Annotated in this window: 1 protein-coding gene (only partly in view); it reads right to left on the minus strand. The window is 63.0% G+C overall.

Annotated features, from left to right (window positions below; genetic code table 11):
* Nucleotides 1–17,914, minus strand: the 5' portion of a protein-coding gene (locus IB266_RS31055; RefSeq protein WP_412548289.1) for a non-ribosomal peptide synthase/polyketide synthase. 12,977 nt of this gene lie to the left of the window's left edge; only the first 17,914 of its 30,891 coding nucleotides appear in the window; the start codon lies at nt 17,912–17,914; its stop codon lies off the left edge, out of view.
* Nucleotides 17,915–18,287: the final 373 nt, after the last annotated feature.

An 18,287-nucleotide genomic window follows, 5' to 3' on the forward strand; every position in this document is an offset into this window, starting at 1 on the left:
GCAGGTAATGGGCCAAGCGGTTGGAGAGCCCATTGAGCTCACGATAATTGAGCTGATGCCGGCCATGGCGCACCGCCACGGCGTCCGGCGTGCGCAGTACCTGAGCCTCGAACAGGCCATGGATGGTCTGCTCTTGCGGATAGTCAGCGTGGGTGGCGTTGAAGTCCACCAGCAACTGTTCGCGCTCGGCTGCCGGCACAATCGGCAGTTCACGCAACGCCCGTTCAGGCGTCTGCTCCAATGCTGCCACCAGGCTTTCCAGCGCTGTATGCATGTAACCGCAGACACGTTGGGCACCCACTTCGATCACTGCTTGAGCGGTGAACCGGAAGCCTTCGCCCAGGTCGTCCACGTTCAAGCACAAAGGATAATTGGTGCGTTCTTCCATGTGCAGGGTTTGCATCCCCTGCCAGGCCGAGATGGCCTGGTCGGACACCGCTTCAGCCGCGCTGTGTCGATAATTGAGCAAGGTGCTGAACAATGGCAGCGAGGTCGGTACGCCACTGCAACGCTGCGCCAGGGACAACGAGGCGTGCTCGTGCCCCAGCAAGGCCGACAACCGGCCATGGGTCGCCTTGACTCCGGCGCGGGCGCCTTGAGCGCCGACACTGACGCGCAATGGCAACGTATTGATGAACATGCCCAGGGCCCGATCGGCCCCGTCGCCGCCCTGCATCCGCCCCATCAGCACGGTGCCGAACACCACCTCTTCACGGCCCGAAACCCGCCCGACCACATGCCCCCAGGCCAAGTGAACCAGGCTTGCCGCGCTCACACCGAGCTGACGGGCCTGGGCCCGCAGGCGCTGCGCAAGCGCAGCGTCCACGTCCTGATGTGCTTCTTCGATACCGCTGCCATCACCCTGCACATCCTGCAAGCCGAACGGCAACGTTGGCTCATCGATATCGCCGAGCATCTCACGGAAAAACGCTTCGTGCTGCTCACGACTGACCCCCAGTCGCGCCTGGGCCACATGATTGCGATACGGCACCGCGGGCGAAAGCAAGTGCGCCTGGCCCAAGAGACTGGCCTGCATCTCGTGCACCACGACCTCAAGCGCCGTGTGGTCCAACGCCATATGATGGAACAACAGCATGCCGACCCAGCGCTGATTCGCCACATCCTGGGCAAAGGCAAAGCGCATCAGCGGTGCCTGGGCGATGTCGAGACGGTAATGACGCGGATCGAAACGCCCGTGCAGTTGCTGCACCACCTCGCCCCCCGCCGGATCCACCTCGATCTCTTCAAGGCCCAGGGTCGCATGGCGCCATACCACTTGCACCGGTGCTTCCAGACCTTGCCAGACCATGCTGGTGCGCAAGATGTCATTACGCGACACCACGCTCTGCAAGGCCAGGGCAAAGGCTTGCAACCGTTCGCGGTTGTCAAAGCCGAACAGCACCTGCAACACGTAGGGATCGCCCTGCTCCGCGGCAAGGTGGTGGTAGAGAATCCCCTCCTGCAATGGCGCCAGGGCGTAGATATCCTGCACGTTCGTCACGCCACCCGGCACCGTGGCCACGATTCGGTCGATGGCGTCCTGGTCCAGATCAGCCAGGGGCAACATGTCCGGGGTGATCCGCGTGCAACCGTCCGCAATCGCATTGCCCGGTACCACGACCTCCCTGACACCGCCCACCGCGGCGGCCAACGCGGCCAGCGTCGGCTGGCCGAACAGCACCCGCACATCGGCGGCCAGGTCGACCTGGCGCATACGTTCGATCAGTTTCACAGCCAGCAACGAATGGCCGCCCAGCTCGAAGAAATTGTCGTGACGACCGACCCGTCCAAGCTTGAGCAAGTCCTGCCAGATCCGCGCGATGGTTGTCTCGACCTCGCCTTGCGGGGCTTCGTATTCACGGCTGATCACTGCCGATTGATCCGGCGCTGGCAAGGCCTTGCGATCGAGCTTGCCGTTAGTGGTCAACGGGAACGCGTCAAGGATCACGAAGGCGCTGGGGACCATGTGTTCTGCCAGCGACCGCAACAACTGTGTACGCAAGTCGACCGCCGACGGTTGGGCACCCTCTGTGGCAATCACATAAGCCACCAGGCGCTTGTCGCCCGGCTCGTCCTCGCGAGCGATGACCACTGCCTCCCTGACCCCCTCGCAGGCGGCCAAGGTCGCTTCGATCTCGCCCAGCTCGATCCGGAAACCGCGGATCTTCACCTGGTCGTCATTGCGGCCCAGGTACTCGATGCTGCCGTCCGCCAGCCAGCGACCCAGGTCGCCAGTCCGGTACATCCGCGCATTCGGCTCGGGGCTGAACGGGTTGTCGAGGAAGCGCTCGGCGGTCAGTTCGTCGCGGTTCAAGTAACCGCGGCTGACACCCGCGCCACCCACGTACATCTCACCCACCACCCCCACCGGCGCCGGCTCGCGCTGGGCATCGAGCACGTACAGTTGCAGGTCGGGAATGCGCTTGCCGATGGGGCTGACACCCGTCGACTGTGCGTCAGCCGCTTCAAGCGCTCGATACGTCACGTGCACCGTCGTTTCGGTGATGCCATACATGTTCACCAGTTGTGTCCCGGCATTGGCTACACGGGCATACCACGGCTTGAGCATGCCGGTTTCCAGCGCTTCGCCGCCAAAGATCACCTGGCGCAGGCTGTGGCGCAACTCGCTCTCGCCCTGAGCCACGATCAACTGCCGGAAAGCACTTGGCGTCTGGTTCAGCACCGTGACCCCGGCCTCGCACAACAGCGCATAGCAGTCTTGCGGAGAACGGCTGACCAGTTGCGGCACCACCAGCAAGCGGCCGCCATGGGTCAACGCACCCCAGATTTCCCAGACCGAGAAATCGAAGGCGAAAGAATGGAACAGCGCCCACACGTCCTGCGGACCAAAATCGAACCAGGGTTGGGTCGCCGAGAACAGCCGCGCGACGTTGCGGTGCTCGACCATCACGCCCTTGGGCAATCCGGTCGAACCCGAGGTGTAGATCACATAGGCCAGGTGGCTGGAATCCAGGCCCGGCACTTGCGGGTTGGCGACGGATTCGTCCTGCCAACTGCCGTCATCGAGTTGCAGCACCGGTATCGAGACACCCGCCAACAGACGATGCGTGGCGGCGTGGGCCAACAGCGCAACCGGCATGCTGTCACGCAGCATGTAGGCAATGCGTTCCGTCGGGTAGGCCGGGTCCACCGGCACATAACCGCCGCCGGCCTTCAGAATCCCCAACAAGCCGACGATCATGTCCAAACCACGCTCGACACAGATCGCGACCCGATCATCCGGGCGAATACCCTGCGCCAGCAGGCGATGAGCGACCTGGTTGGCCCGGGCGTTGAGCTCGCTGTAGGTCAGCGTCCGCTCTTCGAACATCACCGCCATAGCCTCGGGCTGTGCTGCAGCCCAGACTTCAAACTGAGCATGGATCAGCGCGTCCTGGGCAAATGCGACGCCCGTGCTGTTCCAGCTCTCGAGCAATTGCCGACGCTCGGCCGGCGGCAGGATCTTCAACCCGCTCAAGGGGGCCAGCGGCGATTGCTCCAGCGCCTGAACCAGATTCTCCACAACGCATTGCACATAATTGCAAACACGCTCGGCGCCAATGGGTGCCTGAGCCATGACGGTCAGGTTGAAACCTTCACCCAAGTCATCCACCGACAACGTCAACGGATAGTTGGTGCGCTCCTCACCTTCCAGTGTCTGGATACCCTCCCAGGCCGCAATGACTTCGCTGGATGGCGCCTGCGCACCGAGATGGCGATAGTTGAGCAGCGCGCTGAACAACGGCGTCGGTGCCGCCACGCCACTGCAGCGTTGCGCCAGGACCAACGAGGCGTGCTCGTGCCCCAGCAGCGCCGTCAAGCGTGCATGGGTCGACTTGACGGCGGCACGCACACCTTGCGCGCCCAGGCTCACCCGCAACGGCAAGGTGTTGATGAACATCCCCAACGCACGGTCGGCGCCCTCACCGCCTTGCATGCGCCCCAGCAGTACGGTGCCGAAGACCACGTCTTCCTTGCCCGACACTTTGCCCAGCACCAGCGCCCAGGCCAGGTGATACAAACTTGCCGCGCTCACGCCAAGCTGACGCGCCTGCACCCGCAGACGCTGGCCAAGCTCGGCATCGACTCTCTGGCGGACCTCCTCGATATCGTGCCCGTCACCCTGTACATCCTGCAAACCGAAGGGCAGCGTCGGTTCAGCCACATCACCCAGCATCTCGTGGAAAAATGCTTCATGTTCCTCGCGGCTGACGCCGAGCCGCGCCTGTGCCACGAAGTTGCGATACGGCACCGACGCCGCCAGTGCCTGTTCGCCGCCAGACATGTGCGCGCCAATTTCCGCCGCGAGCATGGCCAGCGAGGTCGCATCATCGACCATATGGTGGAACAACAGCATGCCCACCCAGCGGTCGTTCGCCACGTCTTGTGCGTAGCCAATGCGCATCATCGGCGCCTGACGAATATCCAGGCGATAGTGGCGCGGATCCAGACGTTCGCGCAGTTGCCGGGCGATATCCCCCGCCGCCGGGTCCAACATGATCTCATCGAACCCCAGCCGCGCCTCGCGCCAGACCACTTGAACCGGTTCGTCAATGCCTTCCCAGACCACGCCGGTGCGCAGGATGTCGTGCCTGGATACCGTGCTTTGCAGTGCCTTGGCGAAAAGATCCAAGCGGGCACGGCTGTCAAAAGCGAACAGTATGTATTGCAAATAAGGATCACCTTTGGCCGCCGCGACGTGGTGATACAGAATGCCCTCCTGCAGCGGCGTCAAGGCATAGATGTCCTGCACATTACCCACGCCACCGGGCACCGTCGCCACGACGCGGTCGATCTCGTCCTGGCTCAACGTGGCCAGCGGCAACAGGTCCGGTGTGATCCGCGAACAGTCGTCCGGGATGAGGTTGGCCGGCACCTGCACTTCCTGGCAACCGCCCACCGCAGCCGCCAACGCCGCCAACGTCGGCTGGCCGAACAGCACGCGGACATCGGCCGCCAGGTCGATCTGGCGCATGCGCTCGACCAACTTTACCGCCAGCAACGAATGGCCGCCCATTTCAAAGAAGTGGTCGTGGCGGCCGACCCGCTCGACATGCAGCAGGTCTTGCCAGATCCTGGCAATGGCGATCTCGACCTCGCCTTGAGGGGCCTCGTATTCACGGGTCACCACCGACGACTGGTCCGGCACCGGCAATGCCTTGCGGTCCAGCTTGCCGTTGGTGGTCAACGGGAACACCGTCAACATCACGAATGCGCTGGGCACCATGTATTCGGCCAGCGAACCCAGCAGCTCATCGCGCAGCTCGGCAGCCGATGGCGGCTCGCCTTCCTCGGCAATCACATAGGCCACCAGGCGCTGATCGCCCGGCGTATCCTGGCGCGCCACCACCACGGCCTCCCGTACACCATTGCACGCGGCCAGCTTGGCTTCGATCTCGCCCAATTCGATACGGAAACCGCGGATCTTCACTTGGTCGTCATTGCGGCCCAGGTACTCGATGCTGCCGTCCGCCAGCCAGCGACCCAGGTCGCCAGTCCGGTACATCCGCGCATTCGGCTCGGGGCTGAACGGGTTGTCGAGGAAACGCTCGGCGGTCAGCTCGTCACGGTTCAAATAACCACGACTGACCCCGCCGCCGCCCACGTACATCTCACCTGTCACCCCCACCGGCACCGGCTCGTGCTGGGTGTCGAGCACGTACAGTTGCAGGTCGGGAATGCGCTTGCCAATCGGGCTGACGCCGGCCAACTGGGCGTCGGCTGCGTCAAGCGGACGATACGTCACGTGCACCGTCGTTTCGGTGATGCCGTACATGTTGACCAACTGCGTCCGGGCATTGGCCTGGCGGGCGTACCACGGTTTGAGAATCCCGGTTTCCAGGGCCTCGCCACCGAAGATCACTTGCCGCAGGTGGTGACCCAGGTCGCTTTCACCTTGGGCCGCAATCAGCTGGCGGAAGGCACTCGGCGTCTGGTTGAGAATGGTCACACCCGCTTCACACAACAAGGCATAGCAGTACTGCGGCGAACGGCTGACCAGTTGCGGCACCACCAGCAAGCGGCCACCGTGGGTCAAGGCGCCCCAGATTTCCCAGACCGAGAAATCGAAGGCAAAGGAATGGAACAGCGCCCACACATCCTGCGGGCCAAATTCGAACCAGGGCTGGGTCGCCGAAAACAGCCGGGCGACGTTGCGGTGCTCGACCATCACGCCCTTGGGCAGGCCGGTGGAGCCGGAGGTGTAGATCACGTAGGCCAGGTGGCTGGCGTCCAGGCCTGCCACGTCGGGATTGTGCCGCGGTTGCTGGCTCATTTCATCGGTGTCGGCCGGGTCGAGCACCAGGGTGGGCACCGGCAATACCGGCAGGCTGTCGCGCCATTGCGACTGGGTCACCACCGCCACGGGGCTGCTGTCATGCAGCATGTAGGCGATGCGCTCGGGTGGATAAGTCGGGTCCAGCGGTACATACCCCGCGCCGGCTTTCAGGATGCCCAGCAGGCCAATGATCATGTCCAGGCCGCGCTCGACACAGATGGCGACCCGATCATCCGGACGAACACCCAGGGCCACGAGGCTGTGGGCCAGTTGGTTGGCGCGGGCATTGAGCTCGCCGTAGGTCAGTACCTGCTCTTCATGCACAACGGCCACGGTGTCGGGTTGAGATGCGGCCCAGCCCTCGAATTGCCGATGGATCAGGGCATCATCGGCATAGGTGACGTCGGTCGTGTTCCAGGTTTCGAGCAATTGCCGGCGCTCGGCCGGTGGCAGGATCGCCAAGGCGTGGAGCGGGGTTTGCGGTGCCTGCTCCAGGGCCATGACCAGGTTTTCCAGGGCCACCTGCATATAACCGCAAATACGCTGCGCACCGATGGCCGTATCGACCATCACCGTGAGGAAGAACCCGTCACCCAGGTCATCCACGTTGAGGGTCAAGGGATAATTGGTCCGCTCATCACCGCCCAGTGCGTTGATCCCGCTCCAGGCCGACAAGGCGTCCTGGGTCACCTGGACCGCGCTGTGGCGATAGTTGAGCAAGGCGCTGAATAGCGGCGTCGGCGCCACCACGCCACTGCAACGTTGCGCCAGTGCCAACGAGGCATGTTCGTGGCCGAGCAAGGCGGTCAAGCGCCCGTGAGTGGCCTTGACGCCGCTGCGCACGTCCTGGGTGCCCACATCCACCCGCAACGGCAAGGTGTTGATGAACATCCCCAGGGCACGGTCGGCCCCGTCGCCGCCCTGCATCCGGCCCAACAGGACTGTACCGAACACCACCTCCTGCTTGCCCGATACCTTGCCCAGCACCTGTGCCCAGGCCAGGTGCACCAGACTGGCAGCACTCACCCCCAGGTGGCGTGCCTGCACTCGCAGGCGCCTGGACAGCGCAAGATCGACAGGCTGGCGATCCTCATCGATGCCATGCCCCTCACCCTGCACGTCCTGCAAGCCAAAAGGCAACGTCGGCTCGTCGATATCGCCGAGCATCTCGCGGAAAAACGCTTCGTGCTCTTGTTCGCTCGTGCCCAGGCGGGCCTGGGCCACGTAGTTGCGATAAGGCATCGCTTCGCCCAACTGTTCGCCCAGTCCCAGCAAATGCATTTGCATTTCATGTTGCATCACGTCCAGGGCGGTGTGGTCCAGCGCCATGTGATGGAACAACAGGATCGCGACCCAGCGGTCCTGGGCCTCGTCCCGCGCATAAGCCAGGTGCAACAACGGTGCCCGGCCCAGGTCCAGACGATAGTGCCGCGCATCGAAGCGGTTGGCCAGTTGCGTGGCAACGTCGCCAGCCGTGGCGTCCGGCACAATGCACTGTGATTCAAGCAGCACCTGGCGCCAAACCACTTGCACCGGCTCATCCAGCCCTTCCCAGAGCACACTGGTGCGCAAGATGTCGTGACGATCGATCACCATCTGCAGCGCCCCGATGAAGGCATCCAGGCGTTCACGGTTGTCGAAGGCGAATTGCGATTGCAACACATAGGGGTCGCCCTGCTCGGCGGCCAGGTGATGGTAAAGAATCCCTTCCTGCAACGGTGCCAGTGGGTAGATGTCCTGCACGTTGCGCGCACCACCGGGAACGGTGGCGACGAGACGGTCGATGGCGTCCTGGGACAGGTTGATCAAGGGCAACAAGTCCGGGGTGATGTGTTCGCAGTGCAAAGGAATCAGGTTCGCCGGAACGCTGACTTCCCTGCCGCTGCCAATCGCCGCGGCCAGTGCGGCCAGGGTCGGTTGGCTGAACAGCACGCGCACGTCGGCGCTCAAGCCGGCCTGGCGCATGCGTTCGATCAGCGTGACCGCCAGCAACGAGTGCCCGCCGAGTTCGAAGAAGTGATCGTGGCGCCCCACCTGCTCGACCTTCAGCACGTCCGCCCAGATTTGCGCCAGGGTCTGTTCCACCTTGCCCAGCGGCGCTTCATATTCACGAGAGGCATAGGCCTCGGCATCCGGCGCCGGGAGTTCACGGCGATCCAGTTTGCCGTTGGCGGTCAGCGGGAAGGCTGGCAGTACCACGAACGCGCTGGGCAGCATGTAATCGGCCAACACGCTCGACAATTGTTCGCGCAAGGCATGTACCGACAAGGTCACGCCCCGCTCAGGGATCACATAACCCACCAGGCGCTTGGGACCGGCATCGTCTTGCCGCGCCAGCACGACCGCGTCTTTCACGCCTGGGCATTCGCCCAAGCGGGCTTCGATCTCGCCCAGCTCGATGCGGAAACCACGGATCTTCACCTGGTCGTCGTTGCGCCCCAGGTAATCCACCGTGCCGTCCGCGCGCCAGCGCGCCAGGTCGCCGGTGCGGTAGAGCAAGGCACCGGGATCGGCATTGAACGGGTCGACAACAAACTTCTCGGCGGTCAGCTCGGGACGATTCAGATACCCTTTCGCCACGCCATCGCCACCGATGTACAACTCGCCGGCCACGCCGATGGGCACTGGCTGACGATTGGCGTCCAGCACGTAGACACGGGTGTTGCCGATCGGGCGACCAATGGGAATACCGCCCTCGCCTACGCTCTTGATCTCATGAGTGGTGGTAAAGGTGGTGGCTTCGGTCGGGCCGTAGCCGTTGAGCAGATGAGCCGGTGCGCCTTCCTTCAAGACTCGGCCGATCACTGCTGGGTCGAGCACATCGCCACCGACGATCAGGTAGCGCAGCTGGGCGAACACCGACATCAGCCCCGCGGCGTATTGATGGAACAGGCCGGCGGTCATCCACAGCACGCTGACCGATTGTTCGAGCAACAGCGCGTGGAAATCCGCCTGGGACAACAGCACGTCCTGGTCGACCACCACCACGCAACCGCCGTTGAGCAATGGAGCCCAGACATCAAGGGTGCTGGCGTCGAAGGCCGGGTTGGAGGCAAAGGCCACCCGGTCCTGGGCGTTGAAGTCGGCGTAGCCGTTGTTGATCACCAGTCGGTTGATCGCCCGGTGCGGCACCAGTACACCTTTCGGGGTGCCGGTGGAACCGGAGGTGTACATGATGTAGGCCACCGATTCGGTGCTTTGTATCAGCCGCAGGTCATGGTCCGCCTCGGTCTCCAGGACCACGCTATCCAGATCCACACGGGCAACCCCCTCAGGCACCGCCATCGCGCTCAGGGTCAGGAGCGTCCGGGCACCGCTGTCACGCACCATGAAATCCTGACGTTCGAGTGGTGCGCTGACGTCCAGCGGCACGTAGACCGCGGCGCACTTGAGGATCGCCAATTGGCTGACCAGCAGCCCGACTGAGCGTTCCAGCAGAATCGCCACGCGATCACCCGGTTGCACCCCCAGGCCAATCAAATGACGGGTCAGGCAATTGGCCCTGCGGTTCAACTCGGCGTACGTCAGGCTGTGGCCGTTGTGCACGACCGCGGTTGCCTCCGGAAGCTCCTTGGCCCGTGCCTCGAACAGGCCATGGACGGTCCTGTCCTGGGGATAGCTACGGGTGGTGGCGTTGAAGTCCACCAGCAATTGCCGACGCTCGGCCGGCGGCAGGATCGACAGGCTGTGCAACGGCGTCTGCGGAGCCTGTTCCAGCGCTTCGACCAGATGCTCCAGGGCAATGTTCATGTAGGCACATATCCGCTGCGCACCGACCTGCGGCACTGCCAGCGCCGACAAGTGGAAAGCTTCGCCCAGGTCATCCACCGACAAGGTCAGCGGGTAGTTGGTACGCTCTTCGTTGCTCAGCAGTTGAATACCGTCCCAGGCCACCAAGGCTTCGTTTGAGGCAACGCCTGCGGCACTGTGTCGATAATTGAGCAAGGCATTGAACAGCGGCATCGGCGCGACCACGCCGCTGCAACGCTGGGCCAACGCCAGCGAGGCGTGCTCGTGCCCCAGCAGGCCGGTCAGGCGAGCGTGGGTGGCTTTTACGCCGTCACGCACACCTTGGGCGCCGACGCCCACCCGCAATGGCAAGGTATTGATGAACATGCCCAGTGCATGCTCAGCGCCGTCGCCGCCCTGCATCCGCCCCATCAGCACGGTGCCAAACACAACGTCCTGCTTGCCGGACACCTGCCCCAGCACTTGCGCCCACGCCAGGTGATGCAGGCTCGCGGCGCTCACGCCCAACTGACGGGCCTGGGCCCGCAGACGGCGGCTCAGGTCGGCAGGCAGGCTCAGTCCGGCCTCTTCGATATCGCTGCCATCGCCACGTACGTCCAGCAAGCCGAACGGCAATGTCGGCTCGTCGACATCACTCAACATGTCGCGGAAGAACCCTTCGTGCTCCTCACGGCTCACGCCCAAGCGGGCCTGGGCCACGTAATTACGGAACGGCACGGCTTGGCCCAACTGGTCGGCCTGGCCCAGCAGGTGCGCCTGCATCTCGTGTTGCACCACTTCCAGCGCCGTGTGGTCGAGGACCATGTGATGGAACAACAACATCGCCACCCAGCGTTGATTGGCCGGGTCGTGGGCGAATGCAATGCGCATCAGCGGCGCCTGCTGCATGTCCAGGCGGTAATGCAGCGTGTCGAAGCGCTCGCGCAACTGCGCGGCGATATCGCCTGCCTCGGCGCTCAGCGCCAATTCTTCCACCGCCAGTTGCGCTTTGCGCCAGACCACCTGCACCGGCTCGTCCAGGCCTTCCCAGACCACCGAAGTACGCAGGATGTCGTGGCGATCGATGACGCCCTGCAGGGCCTGGGCAAACGCCTCCAGCCGCTCGCGATCCGCGACGGTGAACGTGGCCTGCAACACATAGGGATCCCCCGTGTGCGCAGCGATGTGGTGATAGAGAATACCTTCCTGCAACGGCGCCAACGGGTAGATGTCCTGCACGTTGCGCGCACCACCGGGCACCGTCTCCACAAGACGATCGATGTCCTGCTGATCCAACGCCACCAAGGGCAGCATCGACGGCGTGATCCGGGTGCACCCCAGCAGGATGCCGTTGTCCGGCACCACAACCTCGCCACCACTGCCGACTGCGGCGGCCAGCGCCGCGAGCGTTGGCTGGCTGAACAGCACCCGCACATCCGCCGACAAACCGAGCTGGCGCATCCGGCCAATCAGGCTGACGGCCAACAGCGAGTGTCCACCCAGCTCGAAGAAATGGTCATGCCGCCCCACACGTTCGACCTTGAGCAAGTCCTGCCAGATCTGGGCCAGGGTGGTTTCGGTTTCGCCTTGCGGGGCTTCGTAGCCACGGGTGATGACGGCATCCAGATCCGGCGCCGGCAGCGCCTTGCGGTCGAGCTTGCCGTTCGGCGTCAGTGGCAGTGCCTCCAGGCGCACGTAGGCGGCCGGCACCATGTAGGCCGGCAACTGCGCTTGCAGGTGCGTGCGCAGGGTTTCGATGTCCGCCGATTCGTCTGGCGAATGCTGGGTGAAATAGGCCACCAGGCGCTTGTCGCCCGGCACGTCTTCACGGGCCAGGACCACGGTTTCCTTGATGTTTGGAGCCTGGGCGAGCTTGGCTTCGATCTCGCCCAGTTCAATGCGGAAACCACGAATCTTCACCTGATCGTCGTTGCGGCCCAGGTATTCGATGTTGCCGTCCGGCAGGTAGCGACCCAAGTCGCCGGTTTTGTACATTCGGGCATTGGGAACCTTGCTGAATGGATCTTTCAGGAAGCGCTCAGCCGTCAGGTCATCACGATTGAGATAACCGCGAGCAACCCCGGCACCACCGATGTAGATTTCGCCCGGTACGCCCAGCGGCACGGGTTGTTTGTGCTCGTCCAGCAGGTAGAACTGGGTGTTCGCCACCGGTTTGCCGATGTGCGCGGCAAACCCGTCTTCGCGAGCCATCGACACCCAGCTCGAATAGGTTGTGGTTTCCGACGGACCGTAGAGGTTGCACAGGCGTTTGACCTGGGTCTGTTCGAACAAGGTTTCAACCAGGCTGCGCTTCAAGGCTTCACCGGCAACGTTGACCGTGTCGACGCCCTCGCCCAATCCGCCGGACTCCAGCAAGGCCTTGAGCGCCGACGGAACGGTGTTGATCAGGGTGATGTCGCGCTCACCCTGTTGCAGTTCCAGCACATTAGTGACCACGTCGATGCTGCCGCCCGAGGTCAGCGGCGCGAAGCATTCGTAGACCGCCAGGTCGAAGTTCAGCGACGTCGAGAACAGGGTTTTCGACAACGTGGCGTCATCGAACGAACGATGGGCCCAGGTCAGGAAGTTCACCGTGTTGCGGTGTTCGATCATCACGCCTTTAGGCAGACCGGTCGAACCCGAGGTGTAGATGACATAGGCCAGGTGCGAGGAGGTCAACTCTGCCACCTCGGGATCCAGGACGGATTCGTCCTGCCACAAACCGCTGTCCAAATCGATCACTGGCATCGACGCGTCTGCCAGCAATTCGAGGGTCGCCTTCTGCGCCAATACCGCCGCTGGGGCGCTGTCGTCCAGCATGTAGGCAATCCGATCCAACGGATACGCCGGGTCCAACGGCACATAACCGCCGCCGGCCTTGAGAATTGCCAGCAGCCCCACGACCATGTCGATACCGCGCTCGACGCAGATCGCCACTCGCGAATCCGGCTGTACACCCTGCTTGCGCAGGTAATGGGCCAGACGGTTGGCCCGCTCGTTCAACTCGTGATACGTCAGGCGTTGCTCGCCACGGATTACCGCGACGGCCTCCGGCGTACGCTGGACCTGTTCTTCGAACAGGCCATGAATCGTCTGCTGCTGCGGATAATCCGCCTCGGTGGCGTTGAACGTCACCAGCAATTGCTCGATTTCCGCTGCGGGCAAGATCGACAGACGATGCAGTGCCGCCTGTGGCGTCTGTTCCAGCGCCAGCACGAGCGTTTGCAACGCTGCGTGCATATAAGCGCAAATCCGTTGGGCGCCAATCTCCTGCCCGACCAACACCGTCAGGTTGAAACCGGTACCCAGGTCATCGACGTTCAATGTCAGCGGGTAGTTGGTCCGTTCTTCACCACCCAGCGCCTGCATACCGCTCCAGGCCGACGATACTTCGTTCGACGTCGTCGTGGCGGCATGGCGGTAGTTGAGCAAGGCACTGAACAACGGCAACGGTGCCGCCACGCCACTGCAACGTTGGGCCAGCGCCAGCGAGGCATGTTCGTGCCCCAGCAAGGCAGTCAGTTGCCCATGGACAGCCTTGACGCCAGCCTTGACGCCTTGCTCGCCCAGGCTCACGCGAAGCGGCAGGGTATTGATGAACATCCCCAGCGCCCGATCGGCGCCCTCGCCGCCCTGCATCCGGCCCATCAGCACCGTACCGAACACCACCTCCTGCTTGCCGGAGACCTTGGCCAGCACTTGCGCCCACGCCAAGTGCACCAGGCTGGCGGCACTCACCCCCAGTTGACGCGCCTGGGCCCGCAGGCGCTGGTCCAAGGCGTCATCCAACGCCTGGTGGGCCTCTTCGATATCGTGTCCGCCAGCCTGCACATCCTGCAAATTGAATGGCAGCGTCGGCTCATCGATGTCGCCGAGCATGTCGCGGAAAAACGCTTCATGCTCTTCGCGATTCACACCCAGCCGTGCCTGTGCCACGTAATTGCGATAGGGCACCGCTTCGGCCAGTTGCCCAGCTTCACCCAGCAGGTACGCTTGCATCTCGTGTTGCACCACTTCCAGCGCCGTATGGTCCAGGGCGAGGTGATGGAACAACAATGTCGCGACCAGCCGATGATTGGCCTCGTCCCGTCCATAAGCCAAGCGCATCAGTGGTGCCTGAGCGATGTCCAGGCGGTAATGCCGCGAGTCGAAACGCTGGCGCAGTTGCTCTGCGACATCGCCAGCGACCGGGTCAAGATCGATCGTTTCGAGGTGCAGCCTGGCCTCACGACGGACCACTTGCATGGGCTCGTCCAGACCTTCCCATACAATACTGGTGCGCAAGATGTCGTGGCGATCGATCACCACCTGCAGCGCCCCGATGAAGGCATCCAGGTGCTCACGGTTGTCGAAGGCGAACTGTGACTGGAGCACGTACGGGTCGCCCTGCTCGGCGGCCAGGTGGTGGTAAAGAATGCCTTCCTGCAGCGGCGCCAGCGGGTAGATGTCCTGCACGTTGCGCACACCGCCCGGCACTGTCGCCACGAGACGGTCGATGGTCGTCTGGGACAGGTTGGCCAGCGGCAGCAGCTCGGGGGTGATGCGTTCGCAGTCCAGCGCAATCAGGTTCGCCGGAACGCTGATCTCCTTCCCGCTGCCGACAGCGGCCGCCAGCGCGGCCAGGGTGGGTTGGCCGAACAGTACGCGCACGTCGGCGCTCAAGCCGGCCTGGCGCATGCGCTCGATCAGCGTGACCGCCAGTAGGGAATGCCCCCCCAGTTCGAAGAAATGGTCGTGCCGGCCCACGCGTTCGACCTTGAGCAAGTCCTGCCAGATCTGCGCCAGGGTGGTTTCGGTTTCGCCTTGCGGGGCTTCGTAGCCACGGCTGATGACGGCATCCAGATCCGGCGCCGGCAGCGCCTTGCGGTCGAGCTTGCCGTTCGGTGTCAGTGGCAGTGCCTCCAGGCGCACGTAGGCGACCGGCACCATGTAGGCCGGCAACTGCGCTTGCAGGTGCGTGCGCAGGGTTTCGATGTCTACTGGCGAATGCTGGGTGAAATAGGCCACCAGGCGCTTGTCGCCCGGCACGTCTTCACGGGCCACAACCACGGCTTCGCTCAAGGCATCGTGTTGCGCGAGTTTGGCTTCGATCTCGCCCAGTTCAATGCGGAAACCACGGATCTTCACCTGGTCATCGTTACGGCCCAGGTATTCGATGTTGCCATCCGGCAGATACCGGCCCAGGTCGCCCGTGCGGTACATGCGGGCGTTTGGAGCATTGCTGAATGGATCTTTCAGGAAGCGCTCGGCCGTCAGGTCATCACGGTTCAGATAACCGCGAGCGACCCCGGCACCACCGATGTAGATTTCGCCCGGCACGCCCAGCGGCACGGGTTGTTTGTGCTCGTCCAGCAGATAGAACTGGGTGTTCGCCACCGGTTTGCCGATGTGCGCGGCAAACCCGTCTTCGCGAGCCATCGACACCCAGCTCGAATAGGTTGTGGTTTCCGATGGACCGTAGAGGTTGCACAGGCGCTTGACCTGGGTCTGCTCGAACAACGTCTCCACCAGGCTGCGCTTGAGCGCTTCACCGGCGACGTTGACCGTGTCGACGCCCTCGCCCAATCCACCGGACTCCAGCAACGCCTTGAGCGCCGACGGCACGGTGTTGATCAGGGTGATGTCGTGCTCGCCCTGCTGCAGTTCCAGCACATTAGTGACCACTTCGATGCTGCCACCCGAGGTCAGCGGCGCGAAGCATTCATAGACGGCCAAGTCGAAGTTCAGCGACGTCGAGAACAGGGTTTTCGACAGGGTTTGAGCGTCAAATGAACGATGGGCCCAGGTCAGGAAGTTCACCGTGTTGCGGTGCTCGATCATCACGCCTTTAGGCAAACCGGTCGAACCCGAGGTGTAGATGACATAGGCCAGGTGCGAGGACGTCAGCTCAGTGACCTCGGGATTCTGGACGGATTCGTCCTGCCAATCGCCGCTGTCGAGATTGATCACTGCCATCGAGGCATCGCTCAACAAGCCGACTGTAGCGTCCTGGGCCAACACCGCCGCCGGCGCACTGTCTTCCAGCATGTAGGCAATCCGATCCAGCGGATACGCCGGATCCAACGGCACATAACCGCCGCCAGCCTTGAGAATCGCCAGCAATCCAACAACCATGTCGATACTGCGTTCGACGCAAATCGCCACCCGCGAATCGGGCTCTACGCCCTGTTTGCGCAGGTAATGGGCCAGGCGGTTGGCCCGCTCATTCAACTCGCGGTAGCTCAGGCGCTGCTCGCCACGGATCACCGCCACGGCATCCGGCGTACGCTGGGCTTGCTCTTCGAACAACCCGTGAACCGTCTGCTGCTGCGGATAGTCGGCCTCGGTGGCATTAAATGTCACCAATAGTTGCTCACGTTCCGAGGCCGGCAGGATCGACAATCGCTGCAAGGGCATATCTGGCTGCTGCTCGAGCATCCAGACCAGATTCTCCAATGCCTGACGCATGTACCCAGCAATGCGCTGAGCGCCCATTCCGGCCAGGGCCAATACGCTGAGACTGAAGCCTTCGCCCAAATCATCCACCGACAAGGTCAACGGATAGTTCGTGCCCTCTGCGCCTCCCAGCGCATGCAAACCTTCCCATGCTTCAAGGGTCTGGGACGAAAGTGCTTGGGCTGTGCTGCTATGCCGATAGTTGAGCAAGGCACCGAACAGCGGAGCGGGTGCAGCCACACCGCTGCAACGTTGGGCCAAGGCCAACGAGGCATGCTCGTGACCGAGCAACGCCGTCAGGCTTGCATGGGTATTTTTTACGCCTTCGCGCGCACCGTGCCCGGCCAGTTTCACGCGCAGCGGCAGCGTGTTGATGAACATGCCCAGGGCGCGGTCGGCGCCGTCGCCGCCCTGCATCCGCCCCATCAGTACCGTGCCGAACACCACGTCCTGTTTGCCCGAGAGACCGCCCACCACCCGCGCCCAGGCCAAGTGATGCAGACTGGCGGCGCTGACACCCAATTGGCGCGCCTGTGCCCGCAAGCGACGGCTCAACGAGGCATCGATCGGCAAATGGGCTTCCTCGATCACCGACTGGCCCTCAGGTACCTCGGCAAAACCCAGTGGCAAGGTCGGCTCATCGACATCGGCCAGCATTTCGCGGAAAAACGCTTCATGGGAATCACCGCCCACACCCAGGCGGACCTGTGCCACGTAGTTGCGATAAGGCACGGGGTCGGGCAATTGGTGGGCCTGCCCAAGCAGGAACGCTTGCATTTCACCCTGCACCAGTTCCAGTGCCGTATGGTCTATCGCCATGTGGTGGAACAGCAGGATCGCCACCCAACGGTCGTTGTCACGATCCTGCGCGCAAATCAGTCGCATCAGCGGCGCCTGCCCCACATCCAGACGATGATGGCGGGTGTCGAAACGCTGTTGCAGTTGCCACACGGCATCACCGGCGGCAGGGTCAAGCACGACTTCCTCCAACGCCAGCGTGGCCTCGTGCCAGACCACTTGCACCGGCTCGTCCAGTCCCTCCCAAACCACCGAGGTACGCAGAATGTCATGGCGATCGATGACGCCCTGCAACGCCTGGGCAAAGTCGTCCAGGCGTGTCCTGCGATCGGCACCGAACAAGGATTGCAGCACGTAGGGGTCGCCCTGCTCCGCCGCCAGGTGATGGTAAAGAATGCCTTCCTGCAACGGTGCCAGCGGGTAGATGTCCTGCACATTGCCCGCGCCGCCGGGCACCGTATCGACAATCCGGTCGATCTCTTCCTGCGTCAGGTCAGCCAGGGGCAGCATGTCCGGCGTGATCCGGAATGCCGGACTCAGCCAGTCGCCACCATTTCTCTCCACCAGGTCGAGCAGTTCCTGCTTATGGACGGTAAGGCTCTCCCATAGCGCGTGGTCCATTCTTTCGTCGTCGCCTAGGATCACGAGGTTGTCGCCATCTTGTTGCAGACGGATCGGATGCTGGGAAAGAGCTGCCATCAATTCGCTGAATTGCATCGAAGAACCTGCTTTTCTAATTCGGAGTGGTTGACGATAAAAATGTGTTTTTCAGGTACGGCGCAGCGCCTGGACGGCGGTGGGGCCGACCTCGGCGCATGAGCCAAAGCGATGGATAATCGTCACGTTCAACCGAAGGTGGCGGTTTGCGAACCGCTGCCTTACAGGCCAAAAAAAATTAGAGCATTCGGTAGGTGATGTCTGTCATGGGAAGCAGGGACAAGCCCCAACGGCGGCCAGACACGACATACAGATGGGCAGGATTCAGGGCGAGCGCCCTGCCCGGAAAGCCCGGGACAGGGCATTCACCCTTCGGTTGGAGGTTGCCGAC

Source organism: Pseudomonas sp. Pdm06, assembly GCF_014851795.1.
GTDB lineage: Bacteria > Pseudomonadota > Gammaproteobacteria > Pseudomonadales > Pseudomonadaceae > Aquipseudomonas > Aquipseudomonas fluorescens_AA.